General features: G+C 44.3%; 23 protein-coding genes and 1 other annotated feature. Of the genes, 4 read left to right on the top strand and 19 right to left on the bottom strand.

Annotation, left to right across the window (positions count from 1 at the left end):
* Positions 1–202: 202 nt before the first annotated feature.
* Entirely contained in the window at positions 203–1,168 is a 966-nt protein-coding gene (nrdF, locus tag NSS94_RS09650; protein WP_029516760.1) for a class 1b ribonucleoside-diphosphate reductase subunit beta, read from the top strand.
* A 96-nt stretch (positions 1,169–1,264) separates the two neighbouring features.
* On the opposite strand, the gene NSS94_RS09645 is transcribed toward nrdF, so the two are convergent.
* From NSS94_RS09645 to NSS94_RS09595, 11 genes are all read right to left on the bottom strand, one after another.
* A complete protein-coding gene (locus NSS94_RS09645) occupies positions 1,265–2,515 on the bottom strand; it encodes an MFS transporter (protein ID WP_069011356.1) in 1,251 nt (416 codons plus the stop codon).
* Positions 2,516–2,669: 154 nt separating this feature from the next.
* The gene (locus NSS94_RS09640) at positions 2,670–3,143 is read right to left on the bottom strand and encodes a MarR family transcriptional regulator (RefSeq protein ID WP_029516758.1); all 474 of its coding nucleotides are present in this window, start codon (positions 3,141–3,143) and stop codon (positions 2,670–2,672) included.
* A 160-nt stretch (positions 3,144–3,303) separates the two neighbouring features.
* The gene (locus NSS94_RS09635; protein ID WP_039270073.1) at positions 3,304–3,729 is read right to left on the bottom strand and encodes a VOC family protein; all 426 of its coding nucleotides are present in this window, start codon (positions 3,727–3,729) and stop codon (positions 3,304–3,306) included.
* Between the two features lie 91 nt (positions 3,730–3,820).
* On the bottom strand, positions 3,821–4,471 hold the full coding sequence (locus NSS94_RS09630; protein ID WP_341039216.1) for a hypothetical protein: 651 nt from the start codon (positions 4,469–4,471) through the stop codon (positions 3,821–3,823).
* Positions 4,472–4,680: 209 nt separating this feature from the next.
* Positions 4,681–6,789: a class I SAM-dependent methyltransferase gene (locus NSS94_RS09625; RefSeq protein WP_318626706.1), complete on the bottom strand. Its 2,109-nt coding sequence runs from the start codon at positions 6,787–6,789 to the stop codon at positions 4,681–4,683.
* Between the two features lie 328 nt (positions 6,790–7,117).
* On the bottom strand, positions 7,118–7,462 hold the full coding sequence (locus tag NSS94_RS09620) for a DUF3024 domain-containing protein (RefSeq protein ID WP_029516754.1): 345 nt from the start codon (positions 7,460–7,462) through the stop codon (positions 7,118–7,120).
* 235 nt (positions 7,463–7,697) lie between these two features.
* Positions 7,698–8,669, bottom strand: coding sequence for a glycoside hydrolase family 43 protein (locus NSS94_RS09615; protein ID WP_341039215.1), 972 nt, complete (start codon positions 8,667–8,669; stop codon positions 7,698–7,700).
* Between the two features lie 40 nt (positions 8,670–8,709).
* Positions 8,710–10,095 (bottom strand): arabinan endo-1,5-alpha-L-arabinosidase, encoded by a 1,386-nt coding sequence (locus NSS94_RS09610; RefSeq protein WP_341040405.1) that lies wholly within the window; start codon positions 10,093–10,095, stop codon positions 8,710–8,712.
* Between the two features lie 80 nt (positions 10,096–10,175).
* The gene (locus tag NSS94_RS09605) at positions 10,176–11,018 is read right to left on the bottom strand and encodes a carbohydrate ABC transporter permease (RefSeq protein WP_029516751.1); all 843 of its coding nucleotides are present in this window, start codon (positions 11,016–11,018) and stop codon (positions 10,176–10,178) included.
* 27 nt (positions 11,019–11,045) lie between these two features.
* Positions 11,046–11,936, bottom strand: a complete 891-nt coding sequence (locus NSS94_RS09600) for a carbohydrate ABC transporter permease (RefSeq protein WP_013309768.1) — start codon at positions 11,934–11,936, stop codon at positions 11,046–11,048.
* A gap of 92 nt (positions 11,937–12,028) precedes the next feature.
* The gene (locus NSS94_RS09595) at positions 12,029–13,372 is read right to left on the bottom strand and encodes an ABC transporter substrate-binding protein (protein WP_250244585.1); all 1,344 of its coding nucleotides are present in this window, start codon (positions 13,370–13,372) and stop codon (positions 12,029–12,031) included.
* 507 nt (positions 13,373–13,879) lie between these two features.
* On the opposite strand from NSS94_RS09595, the gene NSS94_RS09590 reads away from it, so the two are divergent.
* Positions 13,880–14,809: an ArsR/SmtB family transcription factor gene (locus NSS94_RS09590; RefSeq protein WP_341039214.1), complete on the top strand. Its 930-nt coding sequence runs from the start codon at positions 13,880–13,882 to the stop codon at positions 14,807–14,809.
* Between the two features lie 57 nt (positions 14,810–14,866).
* Here NSS94_RS09590 and NSS94_RS09585 read toward each other — a convergent pair whose 3' ends face one another.
* A complete protein-coding gene (locus NSS94_RS09585; RefSeq protein ID WP_341039213.1) occupies positions 14,867–15,577 on the bottom strand; it encodes a DUF1361 domain-containing protein in 711 nt (236 codons plus the stop codon).
* 92 nt (positions 15,578–15,669) lie between these two features.
* The gene (locus tag NSS94_RS09580; RefSeq protein ID WP_341039212.1) at positions 15,670–16,278 is read right to left on the bottom strand and encodes a DUF1349 domain-containing protein; all 609 of its coding nucleotides are present in this window, start codon (positions 16,276–16,278) and stop codon (positions 15,670–15,672) included.
* Between the two features lie 189 nt (positions 16,279–16,467).
* Positions 16,468–16,706, top strand: a binding site (T-box leader).
* A 43-nt stretch (positions 16,707–16,749) separates the two neighbouring features.
* Between NSS94_RS09580 and NSS94_RS09575 the strand changes: the two genes are divergently transcribed.
* On the top strand, positions 16,750–17,934 hold the full coding sequence (locus NSS94_RS09575; RefSeq protein WP_250244582.1) for an aminotransferase class I/II-fold pyridoxal phosphate-dependent enzyme: 1,185 nt from the start codon (positions 16,750–16,752) through the stop codon (positions 17,932–17,934).
* 175 nt (positions 17,935–18,109) lie between these two features.
* Here NSS94_RS09575 and NSS94_RS09570 read toward each other — a convergent pair whose 3' ends face one another.
* Genes NSS94_RS09570 through NSS94_RS09555 form a run of 4 tightly spaced genes read right to left on the bottom strand, consistent with a single transcriptional unit; the run spans position 18,110 to position 20,316 of the window.
* A complete protein-coding gene (locus NSS94_RS09570) occupies positions 18,110–18,670 on the bottom strand; it encodes a GrpB family protein (RefSeq protein ID WP_341039211.1) in 561 nt (186 codons plus the stop codon).
* A gap of 35 nt (positions 18,671–18,705) precedes the next feature.
* The gene (locus NSS94_RS09565; protein ID WP_341039210.1) at positions 18,706–19,281 is read right to left on the bottom strand and encodes an O-acetyl-ADP-ribose deacetylase; all 576 of its coding nucleotides are present in this window, start codon (positions 19,279–19,281) and stop codon (positions 18,706–18,708) included.
* 32 nt (positions 19,282–19,313) lie between these two features.
* Positions 19,314–19,706 (bottom strand): hypothetical protein, encoded by a 393-nt coding sequence (locus NSS94_RS09560; RefSeq protein ID WP_328802339.1) that lies wholly within the window; start codon positions 19,704–19,706, stop codon positions 19,314–19,316.
* A gap of 22 nt (positions 19,707–19,728) precedes the next feature.
* Entirely contained in the window at positions 19,729–20,316 is a 588-nt protein-coding gene (locus tag NSS94_RS09555) for a TetR/AcrR family transcriptional regulator (RefSeq protein ID WP_341039209.1), read from the bottom strand.
* Positions 20,317–20,511: 195 nt separating this feature from the next.
* Here NSS94_RS09555 and NSS94_RS09550 point away from each other — a divergent pair, with 195 nt between their 5' ends.
* Positions 20,512–21,747, top strand: coding sequence for an MFS transporter (locus NSS94_RS09550; RefSeq protein ID WP_341039208.1), 1,236 nt, complete (start codon positions 20,512–20,514; stop codon positions 21,745–21,747).
* A gap of 85 nt (positions 21,748–21,832) precedes the next feature.
* On the opposite strand, the gene NSS94_RS09545 is transcribed toward NSS94_RS09550, so the two are convergent.
* Together NSS94_RS09545 and NSS94_RS09540 are read right to left on the bottom strand one after the other, a co-directional pair.
* Entirely contained in the window at positions 21,833–22,573 is a 741-nt protein-coding gene (locus tag NSS94_RS09545) for a zinc ribbon domain-containing protein (protein WP_341039207.1), read from the bottom strand.
* Between the two features lie 107 nt (positions 22,574–22,680).
* On the bottom strand, positions 22,681–23,634 hold the full coding sequence (locus NSS94_RS09540; RefSeq protein WP_029516740.1) for a helix-turn-helix transcriptional regulator: 954 nt from the start codon (positions 23,632–23,634) through the stop codon (positions 22,681–22,683).
* Positions 23,635–23,641 lie beyond the last annotated feature (7 nt).

Here is a 23,641-nt window from a genome sequence, read left to right as displayed (position 1 = left end):
GCTGTAGTATAAAAATTAGATTTTAAATAGATATGGATGCTTTGCATTAGAAGCTGTATCCAGCGTGTGGTTCAGACCTTTACGGGGCTGGACAAGACCCTCGCGGATACAGCTTCCGTATGTCAAGCATACGATGATTCGCCTGCACTATTTCAATGTGTGTTTCTAGGGAATCTCGCAAGCTGAAGGGAGAATGCTAACAATGACAGGTATACAAGCCGTAAACTGGAATCGCTCGGACGATGATTTTACACTGATGTTCTGGAACCAGAACATCATGCAATTTTGGACGGATGATGAAATCCCGTTGTCTGACGATAAAATGTCCTGGGTAACCCTCAGTGATATCGAAAAAGAAGCCTACATGAAGGTGTTGGGCGGATTAACACTGCTGGATACCATTCAAGGCGGTGTAGGTATGCCGCAAATTATGGAGCATGTGGACGGACTGCAACGCAAAGCCGTACTAAGCTTTATGGCGATGATGGAACAAATCCATGCCAAGTCGTACAGTAGCATCTTTACAACGCTAGCTTCCACGGAAGAAATTGACGGTGTATTCCGCTGGGTGGAAGAAAATCCACATCTCCAAACCAAAGCAGAAACCATTCGTCAATATTATATGAATATCCACACACCGAAAGACCTCTATCTCGCGATGGCTGCGTCGGTGCTGTTAGAAAGCTATTTGTTTTATAGCGGCTTCTTCTATCCTCTTTATCTGGCGGGCCAGGGCAAGCTGACATGTAGTGGAGAAATTATCGATTTGATCTTACGGGACGAAAGTATTCACGGTGTGTACGTAGGTGTACTGGCACAGGAGATTTATGCAGAATTGGACGAGGAAGAACAACGTGATCTTTACCAGACGCTGGTAGGCTTGCTGCGCTACTTGCATAATAACGAGGAACAATACACCGAGCAAATTTACACCCCTATTGGACTCGTAGACGATGTGAAAGTCTTTTTGCGCTATAATGCCAACAAGGCCATGATGAACTTGGGCTTTGATCCACTGTTTGAAGAAGAAGAAGTTAATCCCATTGTATTCAACGGCATCAGCACCCATACTAAGCAGCATGATTTCTTTTCTAAAAAAGGAAACGGCTATGTGCGGGCGATGAATGTAGAGCCGCTGACAGATGATGATTTTAATTTTGGCGTATAAGTACAATTACGTAAAACTGTAAACAAATAGGGTTTCAGAACTTGTCCCTGAGTTCTGAAACCCTATTGCCTAAAGAAAGTAGATAGTTTACATATTTCAGGATTTTGCAAAATCCTCATTTACATGCGTTCGCTTATATAAAACTGGTATTGCCGCTGTTATAAGGATTATACCCATAAAAGCGGGTGCGGCATGACCCAGTGATACATAGATTTGACCCCCAATAATAGGCCCAATCATTCTTGCTAAAGCCTGAATAGATTGACTACCTCCTTGAATCCTTCCTTGTTCACTAGAATCGACAGACTTGGAGAGCATCCCGTTGAATGAAGGTCCAAAGATCGAATCACCAAAACCAAATATAAACATTCCAGCGATAAAAAGAGGATAGAATGAGAACAAAGTAGATAGCGCAATAAGACTGTAACCTATAATCTCCGAAACCATTCCAAGAATGGCTATCTGTTTATCATTAAGTTTTATCAAAAGCTTGGGCATGATGAAACCTTGTGAAATGATGTCTTGGAAACCCATAATTGAAAACATAAGTCCGATTAGTGCAGGCCTCCAACTGAAAGTATCCATTGTAAATTGTGAAAAAACGGCCTGTAAAGATCCGTTGGGTATCCAAAGTAAGAACGCAGAGACAAGTAACCTATTTAAGTTTTTCATGGAAAGCAGATTTGCAAGCTGTGTAAATGGATTCAGTCTTACAAAGGTAATCTCTTTCAGTCTATGTTTCTTGTCAAGGCTCTCAGGCATAAAAAAGAATCCATAAACAACGTTCAATAAAGTTATGATTGCTCCAAAATACATGGGTACAGAATAACCAAACTTGGCAAGTAATCCGCCTAGAGTTGGCCCAATGACAGTGCCTACACCTACAACCGCACTCACCCATCCAAAGTATTTGGTTCTCTCTTCTGGAGGAATGATGTCTGCAAAATAGGCGAAGATCGTGCTTATGCTCCCGCCTGTTAACCCTTCTATGATGCGCCCAGCAAATAGTACCCATAGAGCTCCTCCTATGCCAAAAACCAAGTACCCAATTGCGGAACCCAAAAGGCATACTAAGAGCAATGGACGACGGCCATATTTGTCGCTCAAAGCTCCAAGTACGGGAGCCGCAAAAAACACGCAGAATGCATAAACAGAGGTCAGCAGCGTAACAACTATAGCTTGTTCTCCCGGACTGCTTGTATAAGGCTGCACTAAGAATGGGACGACAGGTATTATGATACTGAAGCCTATTCCGCAAAGAAATACAGAGATAAGGCCGAATATTAAAGCGTGTTTATCTACGGTTTGTTCTGTGTTCTGTTCATTGTGTGATCTACATTTGAACACTTCATTTCTCCCCTTAAAGGTTAATTTTCACTTCCTCGGAAGCAAAAATATCGTATCACAATTTTGCTTCCTCGGCAACAAAATAATAACAAAAAAATGCAGCCCGTTCTCAATAGAGCCCGGCTGCCTATGGTTTGATTTTCATTATTCAAATTTATTCCGTCTTAATATCTATACCCTGTTTTTTTATTTCTGCATCCAAATGCCTACTATACTTTTCCAAGAAGCTAATCATACTGTTAAATTGTTCTTCGGTTACCTGCTCAAATACGGCTTTATCCCGCTCTTGAAACTCTTTGTGCAGTTCCTCATGGATGTTATAGATTACTTTCCCTTCCTCAGTAAGCCTAAAATAGACTTCTTTCTTGTTATCCAGCTTCTGGTAGCTTTCGATAATGCCTTTTTTTATAAGCTTCTTAGTTATTTTACTTATGGCACCGGTAGTCATATAAAGGGACTCCGCAAGTTTTGTCACGTTGGAATCTGCATTTCTTTCAATGTATTCGATGCAATGTACTTCAGAAGGCTTATAACCCTTAAGGCTGTCTTCCATCTTATCTTTATTAAGCCAAACCATCTTGTTAAATAAGTCCCTGAAACCCACTATGACCTGTTCTTCTTTGTTCATGGCCTGTCCTCCCACCAGTTGGTGCATTAACAATACAATATAGTATATTTTTGTTTCTATTTCAACAATATTAAAATAATTATTGAATTGAGCACGAGGGCATACACGAAAAAAAACGGCCAGATCGCTAAAGTAGCGGAATCGAGCCGTTTTACATTTCTTAAGACCGAGCCTCAGTGAACATTTGAAAAGTGACACCAAACTTGTCTGTTACATTCCCATAAGCTGGACTAAAATGGGTTTCCTGCAAAGGCATTCCCACCTGTCCTCCCTGCTGTAGAGCATTAAACATTTTTTGAGCTTGCTCCACACTATCGGTTGTAATACAGATGCTCACCTGATTCCCGCGGCTAAACGGTGACCCGGGAAAGGTATCAGAAAACATGAGCTCTGTCTCACCCACTTTAAGGGTAGCATGTCCCACACGTTCCTTGACCTCTGCGGGAATGGGAAAATCGGGGTTTTCCGGCATTTCCCCAAAGGTTTGAATAAAAAGCAGTTGAGCATCCAATGCCTCTTTATAAAATTCGATTGCTTCTTTTGCATTTCCATCCATCGTGATGTAAGGAATCAAACGTTTGGACATCTTCAACACAGCTCCTTTAATTCGAGGTGGTTAACCCAGCATTTCTCCTGTATTATATACAAAACTTGTCAAGAAAAACAAATCTGTATTCTTAGCTTTCATGCACTTGAACGCCAAGCTGCTTTAGCTCCTTTATCGCTTCCGTAACGTTACGCTGTGGATGAAGCGCAGAGATCATCTGTGAAGTGATCGGAACGCCGTTGAAAATCTGGCTTACCACCCCTAGAGAAATCGGCAACTCATAGTAACTCTCAGCCCAATCCTGATATTCCTCCGGTGTAACTATAATTTTCCCCAGCAAAAAGGATGAGCCATCGTCATATCCCTCAGGAAAGTTCGCGTTGCCCATACGCCACTCCTTATCTCCCGCTTCCCTCCACATACAAAAGGTAACGTCCTCTTTCTCCAGTGCTTCATTTTCCAAAAGCTCCATCATATCATCAGGCACACCGTCATATATGCCCGGCCAGACTTCATATTCGTCTCTCGCATGAGGACTTACAGGGGATTCATGGTCAAACCCCTTCAGCAGCACACCTTCACCCGTCCATAGCATATGAATCGTATCTCCAGCGCCATTGTTTACCTCACCCAGGCACACATCACCAGACCTTTCAGACTGCATACGATACGTGCGTAACCAATCTTCTGGAGACAATATAATGTCCAGCGCTGACAGTAGTAGCATTCTGTCTTTTAAACCATTCGGCGTTAGCTGTGCATCAAGCATCATATTCTTCATCATTCCCCCACTTTGTTCATGCGTACTAAGAATTCATCTGTCCCTACCTATATCTTTCAAGCTTCGCTCGCTCAACCACCTGCCGAATGAATGGTCCTTTGGCTTCGGTATGCGCTGCACGGTCATATTTGAATGCATAGCTTTCTAAAAAATGCCTTCTAATCGTGCTTGGCACAAATCAGAAGGCATTCTCTTGTTCAATTTAAAAATCATTCAGCAACTCCAACCCTATTATTCGGCTTCTCAATCACGATCAGACAGGTGCTGTCTGGCAAAGAAACCTGCCGGCCCTGCTCATCCATGAACTCAACACGTCTGGACAGCGCCTCGGCATAGCCCTCCTGTAAATAGTGGCGGCTCACGCGGATAATCGCTTGTGATCCAAGTGTGCTACGAATACACTCTTCATACTGTGACGGGGTAAAATAACCAAACTGCTCCTGCACTTCATGCACATAGGCTTCCGCTCCCCATGTATAGGTATAGAGAAATTCCATCGCATCGTTCACTGGTAAAACAGCCTCATGCTCCCCCACACGCTCTATTTCAATGTGGCGACCTGCAAAATCTTGCGCATACCGTATCAGCCATTCCATTCCATCCGGCTCCAAGAATCGAATTCGTCTGCGCTGCTCTACTGGTTCGGTCATAATCCCGTCACGAATGATGATACGCCCGCCGGGTGCAAGCACACGATAGGCGCTCTGCAGAGCTGCCTCCACTGTTTGTGGATTGAACCGAATCCCATCTCGTTCAATGTAGGAATAGAGCTCGTGAAGAATCGAAGAGAAGATGACCGTGTCCATACTCCCCGTTTCCACATATTCCTCTAACTGAAGCGCATCCCCTTTGATGACATCCCAACGATGGCGCTCCAATTGCTTTTTACGTTTAAGTGCCTCAATGACATTTACAGAAATATCAAGACCTAATGGCTTCGCATCTGGTCTTTCCTGTTCGATCAGATCCAGCAGTACGCCCCCGCCGGGTCCAATATCCAGTATGCGGGTTCCAGTCACATAATCTAAAATGACCCTTTTGTAATCTACGGTCTGGTTCATATCTGTAAGGTACGTTTCCTCATTGTGAAAGCGATCATACGCATCGCGCCGTAATCCGAACAGATCGAACAGCAGCAGGACTGCTTTGTCATACAGAGGCGTTTTTTCTGCCTCAATACAAAAGTCAATCAGTTTCTCAGCCGCAGATGAAAATACAAAATTAAAAAATACAGTACTCGGCAGCTCCTCTTTATGCTCCACGATCACACTCAAATGAGGATTATGCTTCCGTTTTCCTTTTGAAATGTCCTGCCAAGACAGTGCACTTAAATATTTTTCTATCATTCGTTTTTTATATACGTTAATTTTCTTGACACCACGATAGTCATAATACATCGTATTCATGAGCGATTCGAAACTGATATGGCGAACGGTCGCAGGCTGTTCCTGCCCTGTGCCATCCCTTAATGTGAGTAAAAATACCTTTACCAGTTCTTGAAGTGAAAAATCCTGCAAAGCTGATTCTACATACCAAAGTGTCCGATTCTCCAACGGAGCCAGCGCCTTCTCTACATTCAACTCCCGCTCTAGTTCTGTGTAAGCCTGCTCGAACGGCTCCCCTTCATGAATGGAAACCGACCGTAATCTTTCCAGTCGCTCCTTTACACTCCAGACTACAGGTGCGTTATCCCATGCAATCCAGCCGATCAGCTGCTCCACTTCACTGCGTACTTGATCCCATAATGCAGGTTCCACCCCGGCGATAATACACTCGTTCAGGGCCCGTAAAACAAGCTCCAGTTCCTCAGGGCTTAGCCAGCCCTTACGAGTAATTTCAAGCAGCAGTCGATTTTCAGCAAAAGGAATTTCCCCCCGTATATATTGCCCGATCAATCCATGCGTCTCAATCAGAATTCGGGTCATGCTATTGCGCGGGTAAGCAGGGGACTCCGCTTGGGCCTGTCTGACATACAGTTGGGAGGATCCGATATTATGTACAAATAAATTAATACCCTCATGCTGCCAGCGTAGCCGTTCGCGGACTGTGCCTCCTTTGGCTGTCTCAGACCATACCAATACATCCTCCAGTAGCTCTTTAACCCAGAATGACAATGGAAGTCCGTCCAAAATAAGCAACGTACGCTCCACGTAATCCAGTACAGGATTGGCATCCTTTAACTCACCTATAGATCGAATGCGTTCCAAATTTACAATACGCTCCTCAGCCGAAACAAGCAGCTTTAACCAAGTCGGTGTATCCCAGGCCAGATCATTTTCTTTCCTGTAATTAGCAATGGCTTTTAACGATTGCAACATTTTTCTCACCTCGTGTGATTCGGATTCGGTATGCACAGGAGACTTTGAATAAGACATTTGGATTAAAACCTTGTATATACTACACTTTACCATACATTTGTAACTTCCACCTCGTGGAAAATATTAAACATTTGTATCAATCAACCGCTTGACATACTTTCCAAACGCACACATAACCCTCAAGTGCACTAGACAGTGCCACTTCAGACAAAACAAATGACCGTAACTTCCATATAAGGAATTACGGTCAGCCTGTTTATTTCCATATACAGTTTAACGACACGACTCCCACTACCTCCATCTTCCGAACTTATCATTCTGTACTTCGTTAACCTGTCCAAAAAATACCTGCATGATCTATTTCTACCTGTTCGAGCTGTTCTTCAAAGCACGGATTAGGTGCAATCTCTTTTACACGCTGCCAGCTTTCAGCCTCTTGCCGGGCATATACATGCCAATGATTTTCTTCCCAGCGAAATTGGACAATGTCCGTGCGATCCCACAACTCAGTTTCATTAGAAGGCCTTTCCTCCGTCAAGATCAAACAGTTATCCTCTATTTGATAAATGAGCCGCACGTCAGAACGCACGTAGCCTGGCACCTTTAGCGCAATATAGCCATTCAGCAGGTATTCAACCTTTTTAACGGTAAACGGATCGATCCGTTCGTTCACGAGATTTCCACCCCTTGATCAATTCGTAAATATTACGATTTAAATATAGCAGAAATCGAAGTTTTTGAAAAGAGTCCTTCATGCCGTCCCAAAAGCAAAAAGATATCCTCCAGCCTGAAGGCTCAGAAGATATCTTATTACTCTTGTTATATGCAGCCGAATCATAATCCCCTATGATTTCTAGAAAGTTACAGTGCCGCTGTGCAACACGTTAACCATCTATAATAGATTTCGCTTATTTATTAACAGAAACGCCATCTGGTACTGGAATACCAAAATCAGGTGTTCCATCTTCTTTCCAGTAGAACGGCTGCACACGTGTATGACGATTCGGATCATACAGCGGGTCGCCTGTAATTTCCTTGTAATTCCGGGCGTGATATACGATAACATCACTACCATCTGCAGCAACCGTAAAACTGTTATGACCTGGCCCGAATTGTCCTGTTTCCTCATGGGTGCAGAATACCGGCTCAGGTGATTTCGTCCATGATTTCGGATCAAGTAAATCCGCATTCTCATCTGCCGTCAACAGACCCATGCAATAATTGTGGTCTGTGGCGCTAGCTGAATAACTGATAAAGATCCGCCCGTTCCGTTTCAGAACCGCTGCTCCTTCATTCACCTTAAAACCGATGATTTCCCAATCATATTCAGGAGTGGAGATCATCACCTGCTCACCGCGCAACGTCCATGGATTGCTCATTTCGGAAATATACAGATTGGAATTACCGACGATGTCAGGGTCCTTCTGAGCCCACACATAATACAAAACTCCATTATGCTGGAAGGTTGTCGCATCGAGAGCGAACGTCTCCCAACGGGTTTTGATCTGTCCTTTTTCCACCCATTCCCCTTCCAGAGGATTAGCTGAATCATTTTCAAGCACGAACATCCGGTGGTCGAACAGGCCTTCCTTCGTTTCTGTTGTACGAGCTGCTGCAAAATAAATGTACCATTTGTCATTAATATAATGAATTTCCGGTGCCCAAATGTTCGCACTTAACGGGCCCGTTTCATATTTGTGCCACACTGCGACAGGCTCTGCTGTACTCAGGCCTTGAATAGTACTTGCTCGTCGAACCTCAATGCGGTCATACTCTGGCACAGATCCGGTGAAATAATAGTATCCGTCACTATGCTTGTAAATCCAAGGGTCTGCCCGTTGCTCAATGACCGGATTATTAATGGGTACAGATTGATTCATGGTTATTCTCTCCTCTATGTGTAGTATGTAGTTCATACAATTAATCGCTGATACGTTTTCCCCAAATGGAAATTCCTTTTTCATTCATACCCGTGAAAATTAAAGTATGGCGACCAAGCTCCCAGTCCCATGAAGGAAGCAATAACAATTCTTCCTTTGTTCCTGCGGATGTATTGCTCCAATCCATTGTTAGAGTACGCTTGCCATCAAAACTCCAGTGACCTTCAAGAGAACCGCTGGTTGCCCGCCCTCCATCTTCCAGACGGAGCGGTTCAGCTTCCACCTGGCCGTCTACTTCCTGCCTTATCACGATGCGCTCCCAGTTGCCGGATAATAGCCTTTTGGGTATATCCTGCTCCTTTTCGCCCGCATACCGCTCCGGAGAGACGACCGGCCAGCCCTCTGCCGTCCACAATATTTTGCGTACATGCAGGTACGGCCAGCTCTTGTCCGTTTCTCCCCGCGCATGATGTACAATATAATAATCCGCACCGTCCTTCAGGACAGAATTGTGACCTGGCGCAACCCAGCCTTCTCCTTCGCTGAACCGATAACCGCCCAATACCTTGTTTCCGATCTCGTATTGAGGCAAATAGCTGGTATCTGCCATATCATGTCCATTCATGTCCACATAAGGGCCTGTGATAGAATCTGAACGGGCAACGCGAACATTGTAGTCCTCAAACAAAGAATCATACGAGACGAACAAGTAGTATTTACGGAACATTGGATTGTACACAATGTAAGGCCCTTCTACAGCACCGTCCTCAGTTGCCCGATCTCTGGCAGCGATATTTCTACCATAGCCAGATTCTTTGAGCTTTCCAGTCTGGGGATCAAGCGGTGTAATATAGATACCGCCGAAAAAAGACCCGTATACCATCCATGGATTTCCCTCTGCATCCAGCACCGGATTGGCATCAATCGCATTCAGCTTGTCATGTTCTTCCGTTTTAACGACCAGTCCCTCATCCTTCCAAGGGCCTTCTGGGGAGCTGGATGTCTGCAATCCGATCGCAGACCGTGTGCTGCCAAAGGTAGAAGCGGAGTAATACATGCGATAGGTATCACCCATCTTGATAATGTCCGGTGCCCACAGATTGGTTGCCGATGACCACGCCTCTGCTTCCTTTGGAATGCCAGGGAGTGCATACTGAACCCAGTTCCAGTGAATCAGATCAGTCGATTTGCGTACCATGACACCAGGTCTCAATTCTCCACCTGTCTTTACATCCGTTGAGTAGACATAATAGCCTTGATCTGTTTTGATAATCGCCGGGTCATGCGCATTGTTAATGGTCCAGCGCTGTTCATCGTTAATCGTACTTTGATCATACAAGTGATCGGGAGGCGGAGCCTGCGGATACACAGGGTCCGGAGTGTTATCCCCACAGCCGGATAGACCCAGCATGAGCAGCACAACCATAACTGTTATTCTCCTCCTTCCTTTACCCATTACATATTGTGACTGCCTTACATCGTTCATCCGTACCCTCCAAGTGTCAATTAACCTTTGACACCCGAAATGGCAACCGATTCAATAATTTGTTTCTGGAAGATCAAGAATATAATCAGTACAGGTAACAAAGCTATAATGGATGCTGCCATTATAAGCGGATAGTCCGTCTGAATGGCGTAAGTCGCATTAAAATTCGCGATAACCAGCTGCAGTGTTTGCGTTTCTGGTGAGTTCAAGTAAATAATCGGTGCCAAATAATCGTTCCAAATTCCCATGAACCATAAAATAAGCTGTGCCGCAACTGCTGGCTTAATGAGCGGGAACGTAATCGACGAATAGAGTCGGAAATAAGAACTTCCGTCAATTTTCGCAGCTTCGATAATGGCATCTGGTACGCTAAGCAAGTATTGCCGCAGGAAAAAGATCATAACTACATTTCCGAATAAGCCTGGAACGATCAGAGGTAAAAGTGTATCAACCCAGCCAAGTTTGGAAAACATCATAAACTGTGGAATCATAACCGTTGGGTATGGAATCATCATAGATGCGATGAGTGCCAAAAACAGTTTGTTTTTATGAGGGAATCTCAGCTTTGCAAATGCAAAAGCGGCCACACTGGATGTAAAGGTACCCACAACGGTAACACTTACAGCCACAATCACGCTGTTCTTGATCCCGCTTAACAAAGGTCCTGCTTCCCAAATTTCCTTATACTTGCCAAACTGGAACACCTCTGGTATCCATACTGGTGGAAGAGCAAAAACATCCTGCTTTTCTTTCACCGAAGTGGACAGCATCCAAAGCAGTGGCGCGATCATCACAATCGCTCCAATCGCTAGTGCAATAAAGATAATGATATTGGTAACTTTCGTTTTTTGACTATGGGACATAATCAGACTCACTCCTTTCCGCGAAAATCAATCCCCATCAAAGGACGATTTTTCATTCATTTTGAATTGAATCAAAGTTACGATAAAAATGAAGATGCCGAGAATCATAGCCATCGCGGAGGCATATCCCATTTGCAGGTTTTTAAATGCCTTATCCCAAATATAAAAGACGATTGAGGCGGATGAGTATTCCGGACCCCCTGTAGGTGTCATAATGTTCATTTCAGTAAAGATTTGTGAACCACCAATGATATTAGTTACGACCAGGAAGAAGGTTACTGGTTTCACCATTGGCCATGTGATATTGCGGAACATTTGGAATCCGCTAGCTCCATCTAGCTCTGCTGCTTCATAATAAGAGCGAGACACGCTCTGCAGGGCTGCCAAATATAGCAGCATCGTATATCCAAGCCCCTTCCAGACGGTCATGAGAATCAAGGCCGGCTTGACCGTATCCTTATCCATCAGCCAGTTAGGACCCTTGATACCGAATATTTCGAGGAATTGATTCACCAAACCATAGTCTCCGTTGTATGCCCAGTTCCACATAATAGAAACGGCAGCCAACGAAGAAATAACCGGGATATAGTAAATTACACGAAATGTTGTCGTACCTGGAATCTTGCGGTTCAAACCTAGTGCCAGCAGTAAAGCTAGTACAAGACCGATTGGAATACCCAACATTAAAAAAAGCGTATTGTACATCGATTTATAAAAGAGCTCATCGCTAAATAAATCTTTAAAATTGTCGAGACCAATAAAGTTCATTTGTCCCAATCCGTCCCAGTCTGTAAAAGAGCCGTATAACGAATAGACAAACGGGAATAACGTAAAGATTAGCAGACCGAGAATAGGTGGAAGAATAAATAAGTATCCATATACCTTCTCTTTGCGGTAGAGATTAGATTTGGTTATCACAGGGCTCACCTCTGTTTCTAATTTGGAATGAAGATGATGTTAGCAGCATGATATTCAGCCACTAACATCATCCTTTTTCCTCTATTTACGCATTATTTCTGTGATTTTTTCTCTTGCTCCACCGCTTTATCCAGCAGTTTCTGCATCTTCGGTTGTTCTTGTTTCACATAATCAGCCGCCGTAATTTTACCATCCAGCACAGGTTGAATATCTGTGAAGAAAATATCGTACCATTCTGCATTATACGTATAGTTGCCTGGTAATGAGCGTCCATAGTCATTTACGATATCAATAAATTCTTGTTTATTGTTAGGCTTGGTTTTCGTATCTTTGGACCATTCATCAGCCATGTCCAGCAGATTCGGAATTTGTACCTTGGCATCTACAAGCTGCTTCATTCCTTCTTTAGAAGTCGTCAAATAGTTAACCAGTTCAACAGCTTCATCCGGGTATTTTGTTTTAGAGGAAACGCCGATACCCAGAGAACCAATCCATGTTGCTGATTTGCCAGTCGATCCGGCTGGGAACGGCAGCAAATCATATTCGAATGGCAGTTTTTCAAATGTACTCATATCCCAAGGACCTACCGGGAAGAATGCCATTTCACCCTTCATCCAACGTTGGTATGTGTCCAATGTTTGCGATTGTTCAATACCAGGTGTGATTTTATATTTGTTTTGCATGTCAGCAAAGTACTGAAGCGCTTCCGCAAATTTCGGATCATCAATCGTTACTTTAGTTTTGCTCTCATCCAGCCAGTCAGCCCCATTACTCCATACAAAGGCTTGCAATGCCCACTGAACGTTAAAGCCTGTACCGTATTGATCTGGCTTGCCGTCACCATTGGTATCTTTGGTCAACTCTTGGCTAACCTTGATAAATTCATCCCATGTATACGGTTTGTCTTTGTCAGGCAAGGGAACGCCCGCTTTTTCGAACATCGTTTTGTTGTAGCCGAGTGCGAATGGACCTAAGTCCTTCGGCATACCGTAAATATCTCCTTGGCCGGCCATTTTACCGTCATAGCGATACAAATCCACACCGTATTTCCAAATGTTATCCAGTTTAATATCCTTGTTCTTCTCAATGTAAGGAGTGAGATTCTTCAACACCCCACTGTTTACATAAGCCTTCACATCTCCAGGGGCAAAATAAAAGATATCTGGAAGATTGTTTCCTGTAATTGCAGCTCTAAGCTTTGTGGCATATTGATCTGCTGCAGTCACGACCATTTTAACCTTTACGCCAGGATGTTCCGCTTCAAATTTCTTGATTACTTCCTTATAAGCCTTTTGTTCATCTGTTCCACCACGGAACATGAATGTCAGTTCCTTACTTCCATCACTACTGGAACTCCCCCCACTACAACCAGCCAGTGCAGCCACCATTAACAACAAAACAACCATTGTTATTGCAAAACCTTTTTTCTTTATCAACGCGACCCCTCCTAAATTTAAATGAAACCGCATACAATCGGTGCTAAAATAACTTCATACCACTCGGCCTAATCTTTAACTGTGCGGTACACAACCCGTTGTTGATTGCCGCTGTGATTATCATCCCTCTCATGTACCGTATAATTAACATTTTTCTTTATCAATAATGAATTCGTTTACAAACAAAATATAGCATGCCTTTCCTCGGTTCGTCAATGTATTTTTCAATCTTTTTAAATAGTTATAAAACATAAGTTAGAGTAACATGGAAAGCAAAATTAAAACGTATTTAAGTTTATTTTTATCAAAAAAACCAGTAATAAATCTAAAATACGATTTATTTTGGAGTAATCCCTAATTTGGAGTTCAATTCGCTCCTCTCTTTGTTTAGTAAAAAAAATTTACAAAAAAGCAGTTTACTTCTTTTTGATTTTATTTTAACATAAATCAAAGTAAATATATAAGCGCTTACATCACAATTTTTATAGATAAGGATGGTCTATAGCTATGATTTATATTAAGGACTTAATGTCAGGATTAGATATTTTTAAAGCACTGGGTTCAGAAATCCGCATTCAAATTCTCGAGTTACTTGCTTACCAGGGACAAAGTATGAATGACATTGCCAACAAACTTAATTTGAGTAACGGTACAATTACAATGCATATTCGAAAATTGGAAGAATGCGGTCTTGTGGAGATCAATACCGTGAGCGGCAAGCACGGTACCCGAAAAATGTGTTATTTGAATAAGGATAAGCTGATGGTAGATTTGCGCAGCAGAGAACAAAAAAATGTGTATGAGGTTGAGATTCGCGTAGGTCATTATAGTAACTATCAAGCGTCCCCCACTTGTGGATTGGTGACCCGAGACAGCATTATCGGCGATTTTGATGATCCACGCTATTTTGCAGATCCCGAGCGACTGGAGTCGGAAATGATCTGGATGGCCGAAGGCTTTTTGGAATACCGCATTCCCAACTATCTGAAAGCGAATCAATCCTTTAAAGAAATTCAATTCTCCGCAGAACTAGGCTCAGAAGCACCCTGCTATTGTGAGGAATATCCCTCCGACATTTGTTTTCACATTAACGGTATCCCTATTGGACACTGGACCAGCGCCGGAGATTTTGGAGAAGTGCCGGGGGTTCTCAATCCAGATTGGTGGCCACCGCATTTAAATCAATATGGTATGCTCAAATTAATTCGCATCAATCAGCAAGGCAGCTTCATTGACGGGTGCCGCATTTCCGAAGTCACAATAGACGATATTAACCTTAACTATAAAAGCGACATTACACTCCGCTTATCCGTAACCGATCAATCGGAAAACAAAGGTGGGCTCACTATTTTCGGCAAAAGGTTTGGGAATTTCAGTCAGGATTTGCTTGTGCGCGTGCTTTATGATGTGCACGGGGAGGACAACGCCAACTCCTGACACGCCACATGTAAAAATAGGCCGAGGACCTGTATTCATTGAATACAGGTCCTCGGCCTAAATATCCTGATCCTCACTTAAAGAGATATAGATCAATAAATAAAAAATGACTGCTATCCCAAACACCAACCAGCAAAAGGACAGCAAATGAAGCCTTGGTACTGCATGTACTCCCCATCTCCAAATATCCGTAAGGAGCACCAGTGGCTGCAATAATATATCCCAGCTATTCCAGCGAGCAAATCTACCAATATATACACCTATGCTGGCCAGCCACAACAACACAAAAACTACAGCCCATGCGAGCCCGCCTGAACAAATCCTCCTCAGCATATGGTGGATCACCAATACACAAAGGGATGTAAGAAAAAGGCCAAGCCCTGCTGCTGAAAAAGACGTAAATAAGATTAACCAAAATTGGGTGTTCAACCAAAAACGTGTATCAGGATTCACATCGTAAAAACGAAACGCATGAAGTAACTCAGTCACCAAATAAAGAGCATTCGGCAGAAAAAACAACCATACCATTGAGGAGAAAAATAAAAGAATACTCCTCACTTTTGTACTTCGCAGTCTGGATAAAGCCATCATTCCCAGAGTGATAAAGACCGGAACCCAGGCCAGGAATATATCCCAATACAGAAATTGATACATCCTCGTTCCGCTTGTGGACTGCAAATACATAATGAGTCCGAAGCAGCCCAACGTAGCTACAAGCAGCACTCCCAACAAACTGGGCAACTTGTAACCCTTCCTTCTTAACAGCAAGTTTCCATCTACCTCCTGCCTGTGTATGCGTATATACGTCTTTTTAAGTCCTGTTTTATAGCGCTTTCATACTTAGAGAGGCCTTTGTCTATTTACTCCACGTTTCGTATGTCCTCGGATACATGGGTTGTTATCGTCAAGGCATCAAAGGTAACAGCACAGCCCTCCCCCACCGGAGATTGAGCAACAACTCCGACTTTGAGCTGGTTAGGAACATTCATACCAAAATATCTCGCCAGCTTCCAATGCTGGCCGTCTGATGAATAATGAAATGCAAAGCAATTTCCAGCTCGTGCCACTCGTAAATACGGATTGGACACGTCCATCGCCCCAGAGATACAATCATCGGATGTATCCCGAGTGACCACGCTAAGAATAGATGGAGTGCTTTCAAAATATTCAAAGCACAGCTTAGCCCAATGGGTATCATCCGCCATCATCATCAAGCATCCTGAATCATAAGGCTGCTTCATATCAACACGAACCCTCGTCCATATTGTAAAATCACCCTGAAGCGTTGTATGCAAAAAGGGTGCGGACGATTTTACCGCTGCGCCAGACGGATCCCTAAAGAAATCTGCCTGTGAAGGTGCAGAAATTTGCAAAGACTTGGAATCATCGAATCTCCATTCAACCGGCTCATTGATCCAGCTCCAATCCGCCGGCAAAACTTTACCGCTAAAGCGTTCAAATACGTTCATAGGAGTACCATTCCTCTCTGACAATATAGTCATATAACACATTGAAATCTGGGGCACAATCCCCTTTATACCACTATATACGTTATTTTCCAGTCGTCAATGATGATGATGTGTCTTTAAAGTTTATGAAAAAAAGACTTGCCATCCTGAAAGGTTGTGCTTATAATTACACCTAACTTGATACGGTAACAAATTTCAATGACGAGAACGAGTAAGCTATACAGCGGATTTGCAGAGAGTTGGGGCAGGTGAAAGCCAACATTCCGAGGGTAGCCGAACGCCATCTCTGAGAAGCGGGCTGAACCTGAAGTAAGCTCTGCCGCCTTTCCAGCGTTAACCGGAACACGTATTGATGGATACGTGAACAGAGTGTCATTTCGTATGGAATGAAACTAGGGTGGTAACACGGGTATAAACTCGTCCCTTTTACAGGGGCGGGTTTTTTTGTTTTTCAAAAAGGAGGAAATCATCATGACAAATGTATCGACAGCAGTATCTATAACCGATTTTTTGACTCCGGCTGTACGGGAAATGCCGCCTTCAGGCATCCGTAAGTTTTTCGAATATAGTACTGGCAGAAAAGATATTGTATCGCTTGGTGTTGGTGAACCAGACTTTGTAACCCCTCAACATGTCAGAAAGGCCTGTATCACAGCACTGGAAAATGGTAAAACATCATACACACCGAATGCTGGACTTCCCGAGCTTCGTGAGGAGATTGCCGGGTATCTGGAGAGCAGCTTCAGCACATCCTACAACCCGACAGATGAAATCATGGTTACCATTGGAAGCAGTGAAGCACTGGATTTGGCACTACGCGCCCTGATCACCGCAGACGATGAAATACTCATTCCGGCTCCATGTTATATTTCGTATTCGCCCATCACGTTTCTGAACGGAGGACATACCGTGACGGTTGAAACCTCTGCGGATCAGCAGTTCAAGCTCACAGCTAAGGCACTCCAAGCCAAGCTGACTCCACGTTCCAAAGTGCTTATTCTCTGTTATCCGAATAATCCGACGGGTGGGGTGATGACCTATGAGGATTGGTTACCGATTGCCCGCCTGGTTGAAGAGCATAATCTTGTCGTCATATCAGACGAAATTTATGCTGAACTGACCTATGGACAGAAGCATGTAAGCTTCGCTGCTCTGCCAGGCATGAAAGAGCGCACCCTGCTCATCAGCGGCTTTTCCAAAGCATTTGCGATGACAGGCTGGAGGGTCGGCTACGTGTGTGGCCCAAGGGAGCTGATTTCAGCTATGCTGAAGATTCATCAATATACCGCCATGTGCGCTCCTATTATCGGACAAATTGCCGCTATTGAATCCCTGCGCAACGGGCTGGAGGAAAAGGATCGTATGATGGAATCCTACAATCTGCGTAGAAAATGGTTCGTTGAAGGCCTATGTCAGACAGGACTGCCATGTCACGAACCAAACGGTGCCTTCTATGCTTTTCCTTCCATTATGCACACAGGGTTAAGTTCAGAGCAGTTTGCCAAGCGGTTGCTGGAAGAAGAAGGAGTCATTACTGTACCCGGTTCCGCATTTGGCCCAGGCGGCGAGGGCTTTATCCGCTGCTCGTACGCGTCATCGCGAGAACAGCTGGAAATGGCTTTGGAACGCATCAGCGCATTCTTGAAACGTCTATAAATACGATTTTCCTATCACGAAATGAACATGAGTACTGGATGAACACTATTATAGTAGCTTCTGAATAAGCCTTTTCTGGTGTGCTGGCAAGCCTTCCGGCCATTCCCCTACACGGCAATAACAAATGTCGGAGATTTCGGCGCTTGGTCGGAAAGTACCCGGGAGTCCGGACATCCTAATCTTTAGGATGTCCGATATTCAGAACGTTTTGCACAAAATCAGTCTTGGCCTCCGTGTACGCTTCACGATCATGCTGATTTTCCATCGCCAGCCGCCTTTTTAATACATCATATTGCTGAATCAGCTCAGGCTGTTCACGAAGTCGGTTCCGAAACAATAGCTGCCGATCCCAATGCTCATCAGATTTCAGTATGAGATGCAGATGTCCCTTTCTTTGATCCTGTTCCACTTTAACCAAAAATCTTCTCCATTCCCGACCGTCCAATTCAGGCGGAACATAGTTCCAGCCTGCTGGTTGTAAAGCAGACACGATCTGTTCCAGTTGATCCCAAGATTCTAATTTTGCCATTATGTCAATAATGGGCTTAGCGGAAAGATTGGGAATTGCCGTGCTTCCTATATGTTCGATTTCCGTCACCTTAAACGGCAGTAATAACTCCCGCAACTGGTGAATGATCTTTAAGCCCTGCTCTGACCAGGCAGGATCAGGATTCACTATTTTTACAGGCTCCGTAGCCCACACCGGCCAATGTTCCTGGTTTTGCCCCTCATGCATACATGATCCCCCCTAATTTCTACTCATGTATTCTGTCATTCAACTGTATCTTTTTGAATATCGTTAACACCATCTTGTAACTTACGGCTGTATAACTGAGCATTTTCTGCATCAAAACAAACAAAAATAATCTCATTCAAAGCAGCATGTTCACGTACAAAACGTGTCACTTCCTGTATAGCAATATCCGCCGCCTTTTCTTTCGGGAAACGGTAGATGCCTGTGCTGATATTCGGAAAGGCAATGCTTCGTGCATTCAGTTTTAAAGCTAATTGGAGTACATTATGGTAGCATTTCGCCAATAGCTCCTCTTCCCGATGGTCGCCACCATTCCACACAGGGCCGACGGTATGAATAACATATTGGGCATCCAGCTTGCCAGCTGTGGTATAAACTGCCTCTCCTACGGGACATCCACCCTGCTTGTTTCTGATACTTACACAATTCTCTAAGATAGCTGGACCGCCAGCCCTATGAATCGCGCCATCTACGCCACCGCCACCCAGCAAGCTTGTATTGGCTGCATTGACAATAATATCGGCCTTACAACGGGTAATATCCCCTTGCATCACACGTATTGTCACGTTTAATAGTTCAATTTGGGTATTCATTAATCCTCCTCCTCTCGTAAAAAACAACTTCGTTATATAACCATTTTATAGTCAGCACAAGCGATTTCTAATATATCGTCATAGGTTTTCAGCATATAGTGCTTTAGATTTTTCCCCCGCGCGCTTGCTATTGTAGCTAATAATGGCGTATCTGTAAGCTCATCAAAGCTGCTGCCCTGCGTATATTCCCGTTCAGACATGTGCAAAGCGACGTCTAATTCAATCATGTTGAAGTAGTATACTTCTGTAAATATCAGTTCATAGGGCACAAAATCATCTGCTGCTTCCGTTGCCAGCCCCCCATTAATTTCTCCCTTTAAAACCAGCTCCTTCTTCGGATAATTCATATGCACATGGTCCAAATAGACCGCATCACGTCCATACAATGCCCCAATTGAAGTTTGAACGGCCTTTATCTGTGGCATCCAGGTGTTCTCCCTTCCTAAGTTATTTTCCATCTAGCAACATGAGTGCAGTCGCAACCGCATGATCCACAAAAGAACGCTCTGGGCGTGACTTCATCATCACGGTAATCCCGATTAACAAAGAGACCAACGTATGGGCCAGAGCTCGTGCGTCCATGCTAGCCTCCAGCTCTCCTGATCTTATACCACGCTCGAGGGTCTCCTGAAAGACAGCAGAAAGATACATCTGATGCTCTCTGGTTAAAATTTCAAATTTCTCATCATGAGGGGCTAATTCTACCATCGTATTAATACAAAAGCATCCCCTATTAGGCCCATCCTCGTACTCTTCTGCCACGACTCCTCCAAAAAAATTGTAAAACGCTTCTTTTACAGAAGAATTGCTTTGTAGTCTAGAGCGTACATAAGCAGCGTGGGATTGCGTATATTTGCGCAGCGCGGCTTCGAATAATTGCTTCTTGTCTCCAAAGGCAGCATAAATGCTAGGGCGCTGAATTCCCATATGGGAGGTCAAATCACTTAAAGACGTGGCCTCGAATCCTTTTTCCCAAAAAATTTGCATCGCTGCATCCAATGCTTGATCTTCATCAAATTCCCGTGGTCGAACCATAACTAACCCCTTCTTTTCGTATCGTTCAGTATATTAAGATTGTATAATCACGATAAGAAACTGTCAAATATGTACATGACGAACTCTTGACATTTCATATGTACACGAGTTATATTGACCTAAATTCATTACATACCAATCGGTATATTATATTAAACGGTATGTAAATTACAGAAAGCGACGTGGTATGTGAAAATGAAGACGTCAGAAGAAAAAACGGTACTGCTCCCTCATCAAACGGTAGCAAATGCTGCCGAAACAGCCCCCATTCCCTCCTTGTCCCGATCTGTGGCACTCTTGTTTGCCATAGCCTGTGGGCTGGCTGTCGCCAACATTTATTATGCGCAACCATTACTTGACGCGTTGGCGCACGAGTTTGGAATTACGCATTCATCGGTAGGTATGGTCATTACGGTGACGCAAATTTGTTATGCTTTGGGATTACTGCTACTCGTCCCGCTTGGCGATCTTTTGAATCGACGGCGACTGATTACAGGACAAATGCTGCTATCCGTGCTGGCACTAATCGTGGTTAGCTTTGCTCCTACCCGTACAATACTGCTTATGGGAATGGCAATGGTTGGTCTGCTGGCTGTAGTCACTCAAACACTCGTGGCTTTCGCTTCTACCTTGGCTAATCCGACTGAACGTGGGCGTATCGTAGGTCTGGTGACCAGTGGAGTCGTTATCGGCATTCTGCTGGCACGAACCGTGGCCGGTGTATTAACTGATCTGGCAGGCTGGCGTTCAGTTTACCTTGTTTCTGCTATACTTACGTTGTTTATGGCTGGAGCTCTGTTGCGGGTGTTGCCAAAGAACGAACCCACAAGTGCGACACTTTCCTATCCGCAGCTGCTCCGATCGGTTATCTTGTTGTTCGTGCAAGAACGAATTCTACGCATTCGCGCTGTCCTTGCATTGCTCATTTTTACGGCATTCAGCATATTGTGGACTTCGCTTGTGTTACCTCTCAGTGCACCCCCATTTTCTCTTTCACATACTTCTATCGGGGCCTTTGGTCTGGCTGGAGTCGCCGGAGCATTAGCAGCAGCACGAGCAGGGCGTCTTGCCGATCAGGGCTTGGGACAACGGACGACGGGTGTTGCATTAGTTTTATTGCTACTGTCCTGGTTGCCTATTCACTATACCGAGCATTCTCTATTCGCTTTAGTTCTTGGCGTAATACTTTTGGATTTGGCCGTACAGGCTGTACATGTCACAAACCAAAGCTTGATTTTCAACGTTCGCCCTGAGGCACGAAGCCGACTTACCGCAGGCTACATGATATTTTATTCCATCGGTAGCGCCACCGGGGCCATTGCCTCCACTCATATGTACATCTATGCCGGATGGAACGGGGTGTGTCTATTAGGAGCTGGTGTCAGTGCTCTGGCTCTCATCTTTTGGGCTTTAACTCGACGTTCAACTTGATGGGGAGACTGCTATTGATTGAATCAGAAAAAACCGCCGGGTCCACGACAATGACCGGCGGTTCTCTTCTGTCATGACAAAATTATCACTTGATTGCAATATAAATCAAAACAGGTTCATCAGGACTGCCATACACCTCAAAATCACCTGTGTATGTCCGCTCCCCTTGTCCCGTGGCAGCCCACTGCCAGATCGTCTGCCATACACGGAAGACAGAAGAGGGTTCCTGAGTTGCCTGAAAAATGGCGTAGCGTGCAGCCGGAATGACAAGTTCCTGAAGGTCATCAGGAGTCTGGAAATCCTTATCCGCTTCCTTTCCGATAAAAAACGTATACTCTCCCAAAGCTCCATTTTCATAGTCAGTATAGCAACCATAGACAGAAGCAGATCCTTCATGCCCCCTGATCCGACCTGGCACACCCTCACTCCAAAAACGTTCCCACATGTTTGGAATGATCCCGTGAGATGTTTGTTCCTTCTGATTATTTGTACGTGCTTTCAACCCAATTAAATGGATTTCACCTCGGTATTCCTCCCGAATGGGTCCATCAAGTTGAAGCTCTGTATCCTCTAAAGACCTCCACCTTTTCAAATGCGGTAGGTAATTACGCAGCATCGAAGTCGCTTCTTCTGCCTGCATCCCCTCTTCTACCAGGATAGGCACACACTGCTGAATCATCCCCTCCATAGTCAATTCAGGCTGTACAAATTCGCCTTCCTTGTAACAATACTTGCAATACTCATCCGTTTTATGATGTTGTGCATCCGTTCCATATTGGTCCTCATGCTCCAGCGGCATCCCACAACTTTGACAAGCTTTATCCATCCTCGTAAATCCCCTTTCGCTATCTGATATCAGGTATGCCACCAGTATAACGAAACAAACCTGACAACTATGGGTCAGGTTTGTTTTACTTTAATCTAAGAATTCCTTTATGATTCCCGAACTTCTTCGTAATTAGACGCAATACGCAGCGCCATCTTATGAATCTTATCCCGCAAATGGGCTGGTTCTTTGACAACCACATCCGGTCCCAGGCTTAAAATAAATCCGTACGCCCATGCATCCTCAGGAAACGGGACCGAGACCGTATAGATCCCTTCCTCCTGCTCGGTCAATGCTTCTACGCCAAACCAGTCCTCCGCCAGATGCCTTGAGTTACGGTTAAATTGTAGCGTAAATGGTTGTACGGCCCTGGATACCTCCATCCGCCCCTCATTCCACGGCAACACTTCATAAGAAAGATCCCTGCGAGCAAAAACGGTCTCTGTAACCACAAGGTCACTCATGCGGGAAAGCTTGAATAGACGAAACTGTTCCCTATCGGGACAATATGCATATACAAACCATTGTTGTCCTTTCAGAACGAGCGTATGCGGTTCAACATTCCGTTCTGTAATGGCTCCCCCCGCATTTCGATAGGTAAAGGCGACAGTGCGCGCTTGGCTCATTGCTTCTTTTACCTTTATCAATTTGCCTTCCTGCGCAGCCCGATTTCCCCATCCCGAATGATCGACGATAAACTGTGTGGTATGGACACTAAATTGCTCTTTCCCAGACTCTGGTATAATACTTTCAAATTTATGAAGTAACCGCGACACATTCGGGCCGCCCAACGACGAGGACAAACTCTGCAGCCCCATTACAATGTCCTTGACATCATGATCCGTCAACATACTGCGATCCAGGCGGTATCCTTCCATCAAGCCGATCCCCCCATTGGCTCCCTGATAAGTCACCACCGGAATACCTGCCATACTAATCGCTTCAATATCTCTATAGATCGTCCGGATCGAAACCTCATATAAATCAGCCAGTTCCTTCGCTTGTATTCTATTTTTCTTTAGTAGCAAAATGACGATAGAAAGCAATCGGTCAATTTTCATTTTTTCA

Source organism: Paenibacillus sp. FSL L8-0644 (genome assembly GCF_038008165.1).
GTDB lineage: Bacteria > Bacillota > Bacilli > Paenibacillales > Paenibacillaceae > Paenibacillus > Paenibacillus polymyxa_D.
This window is presented reverse-complemented; position numbering and strand designations above follow the sequence as displayed.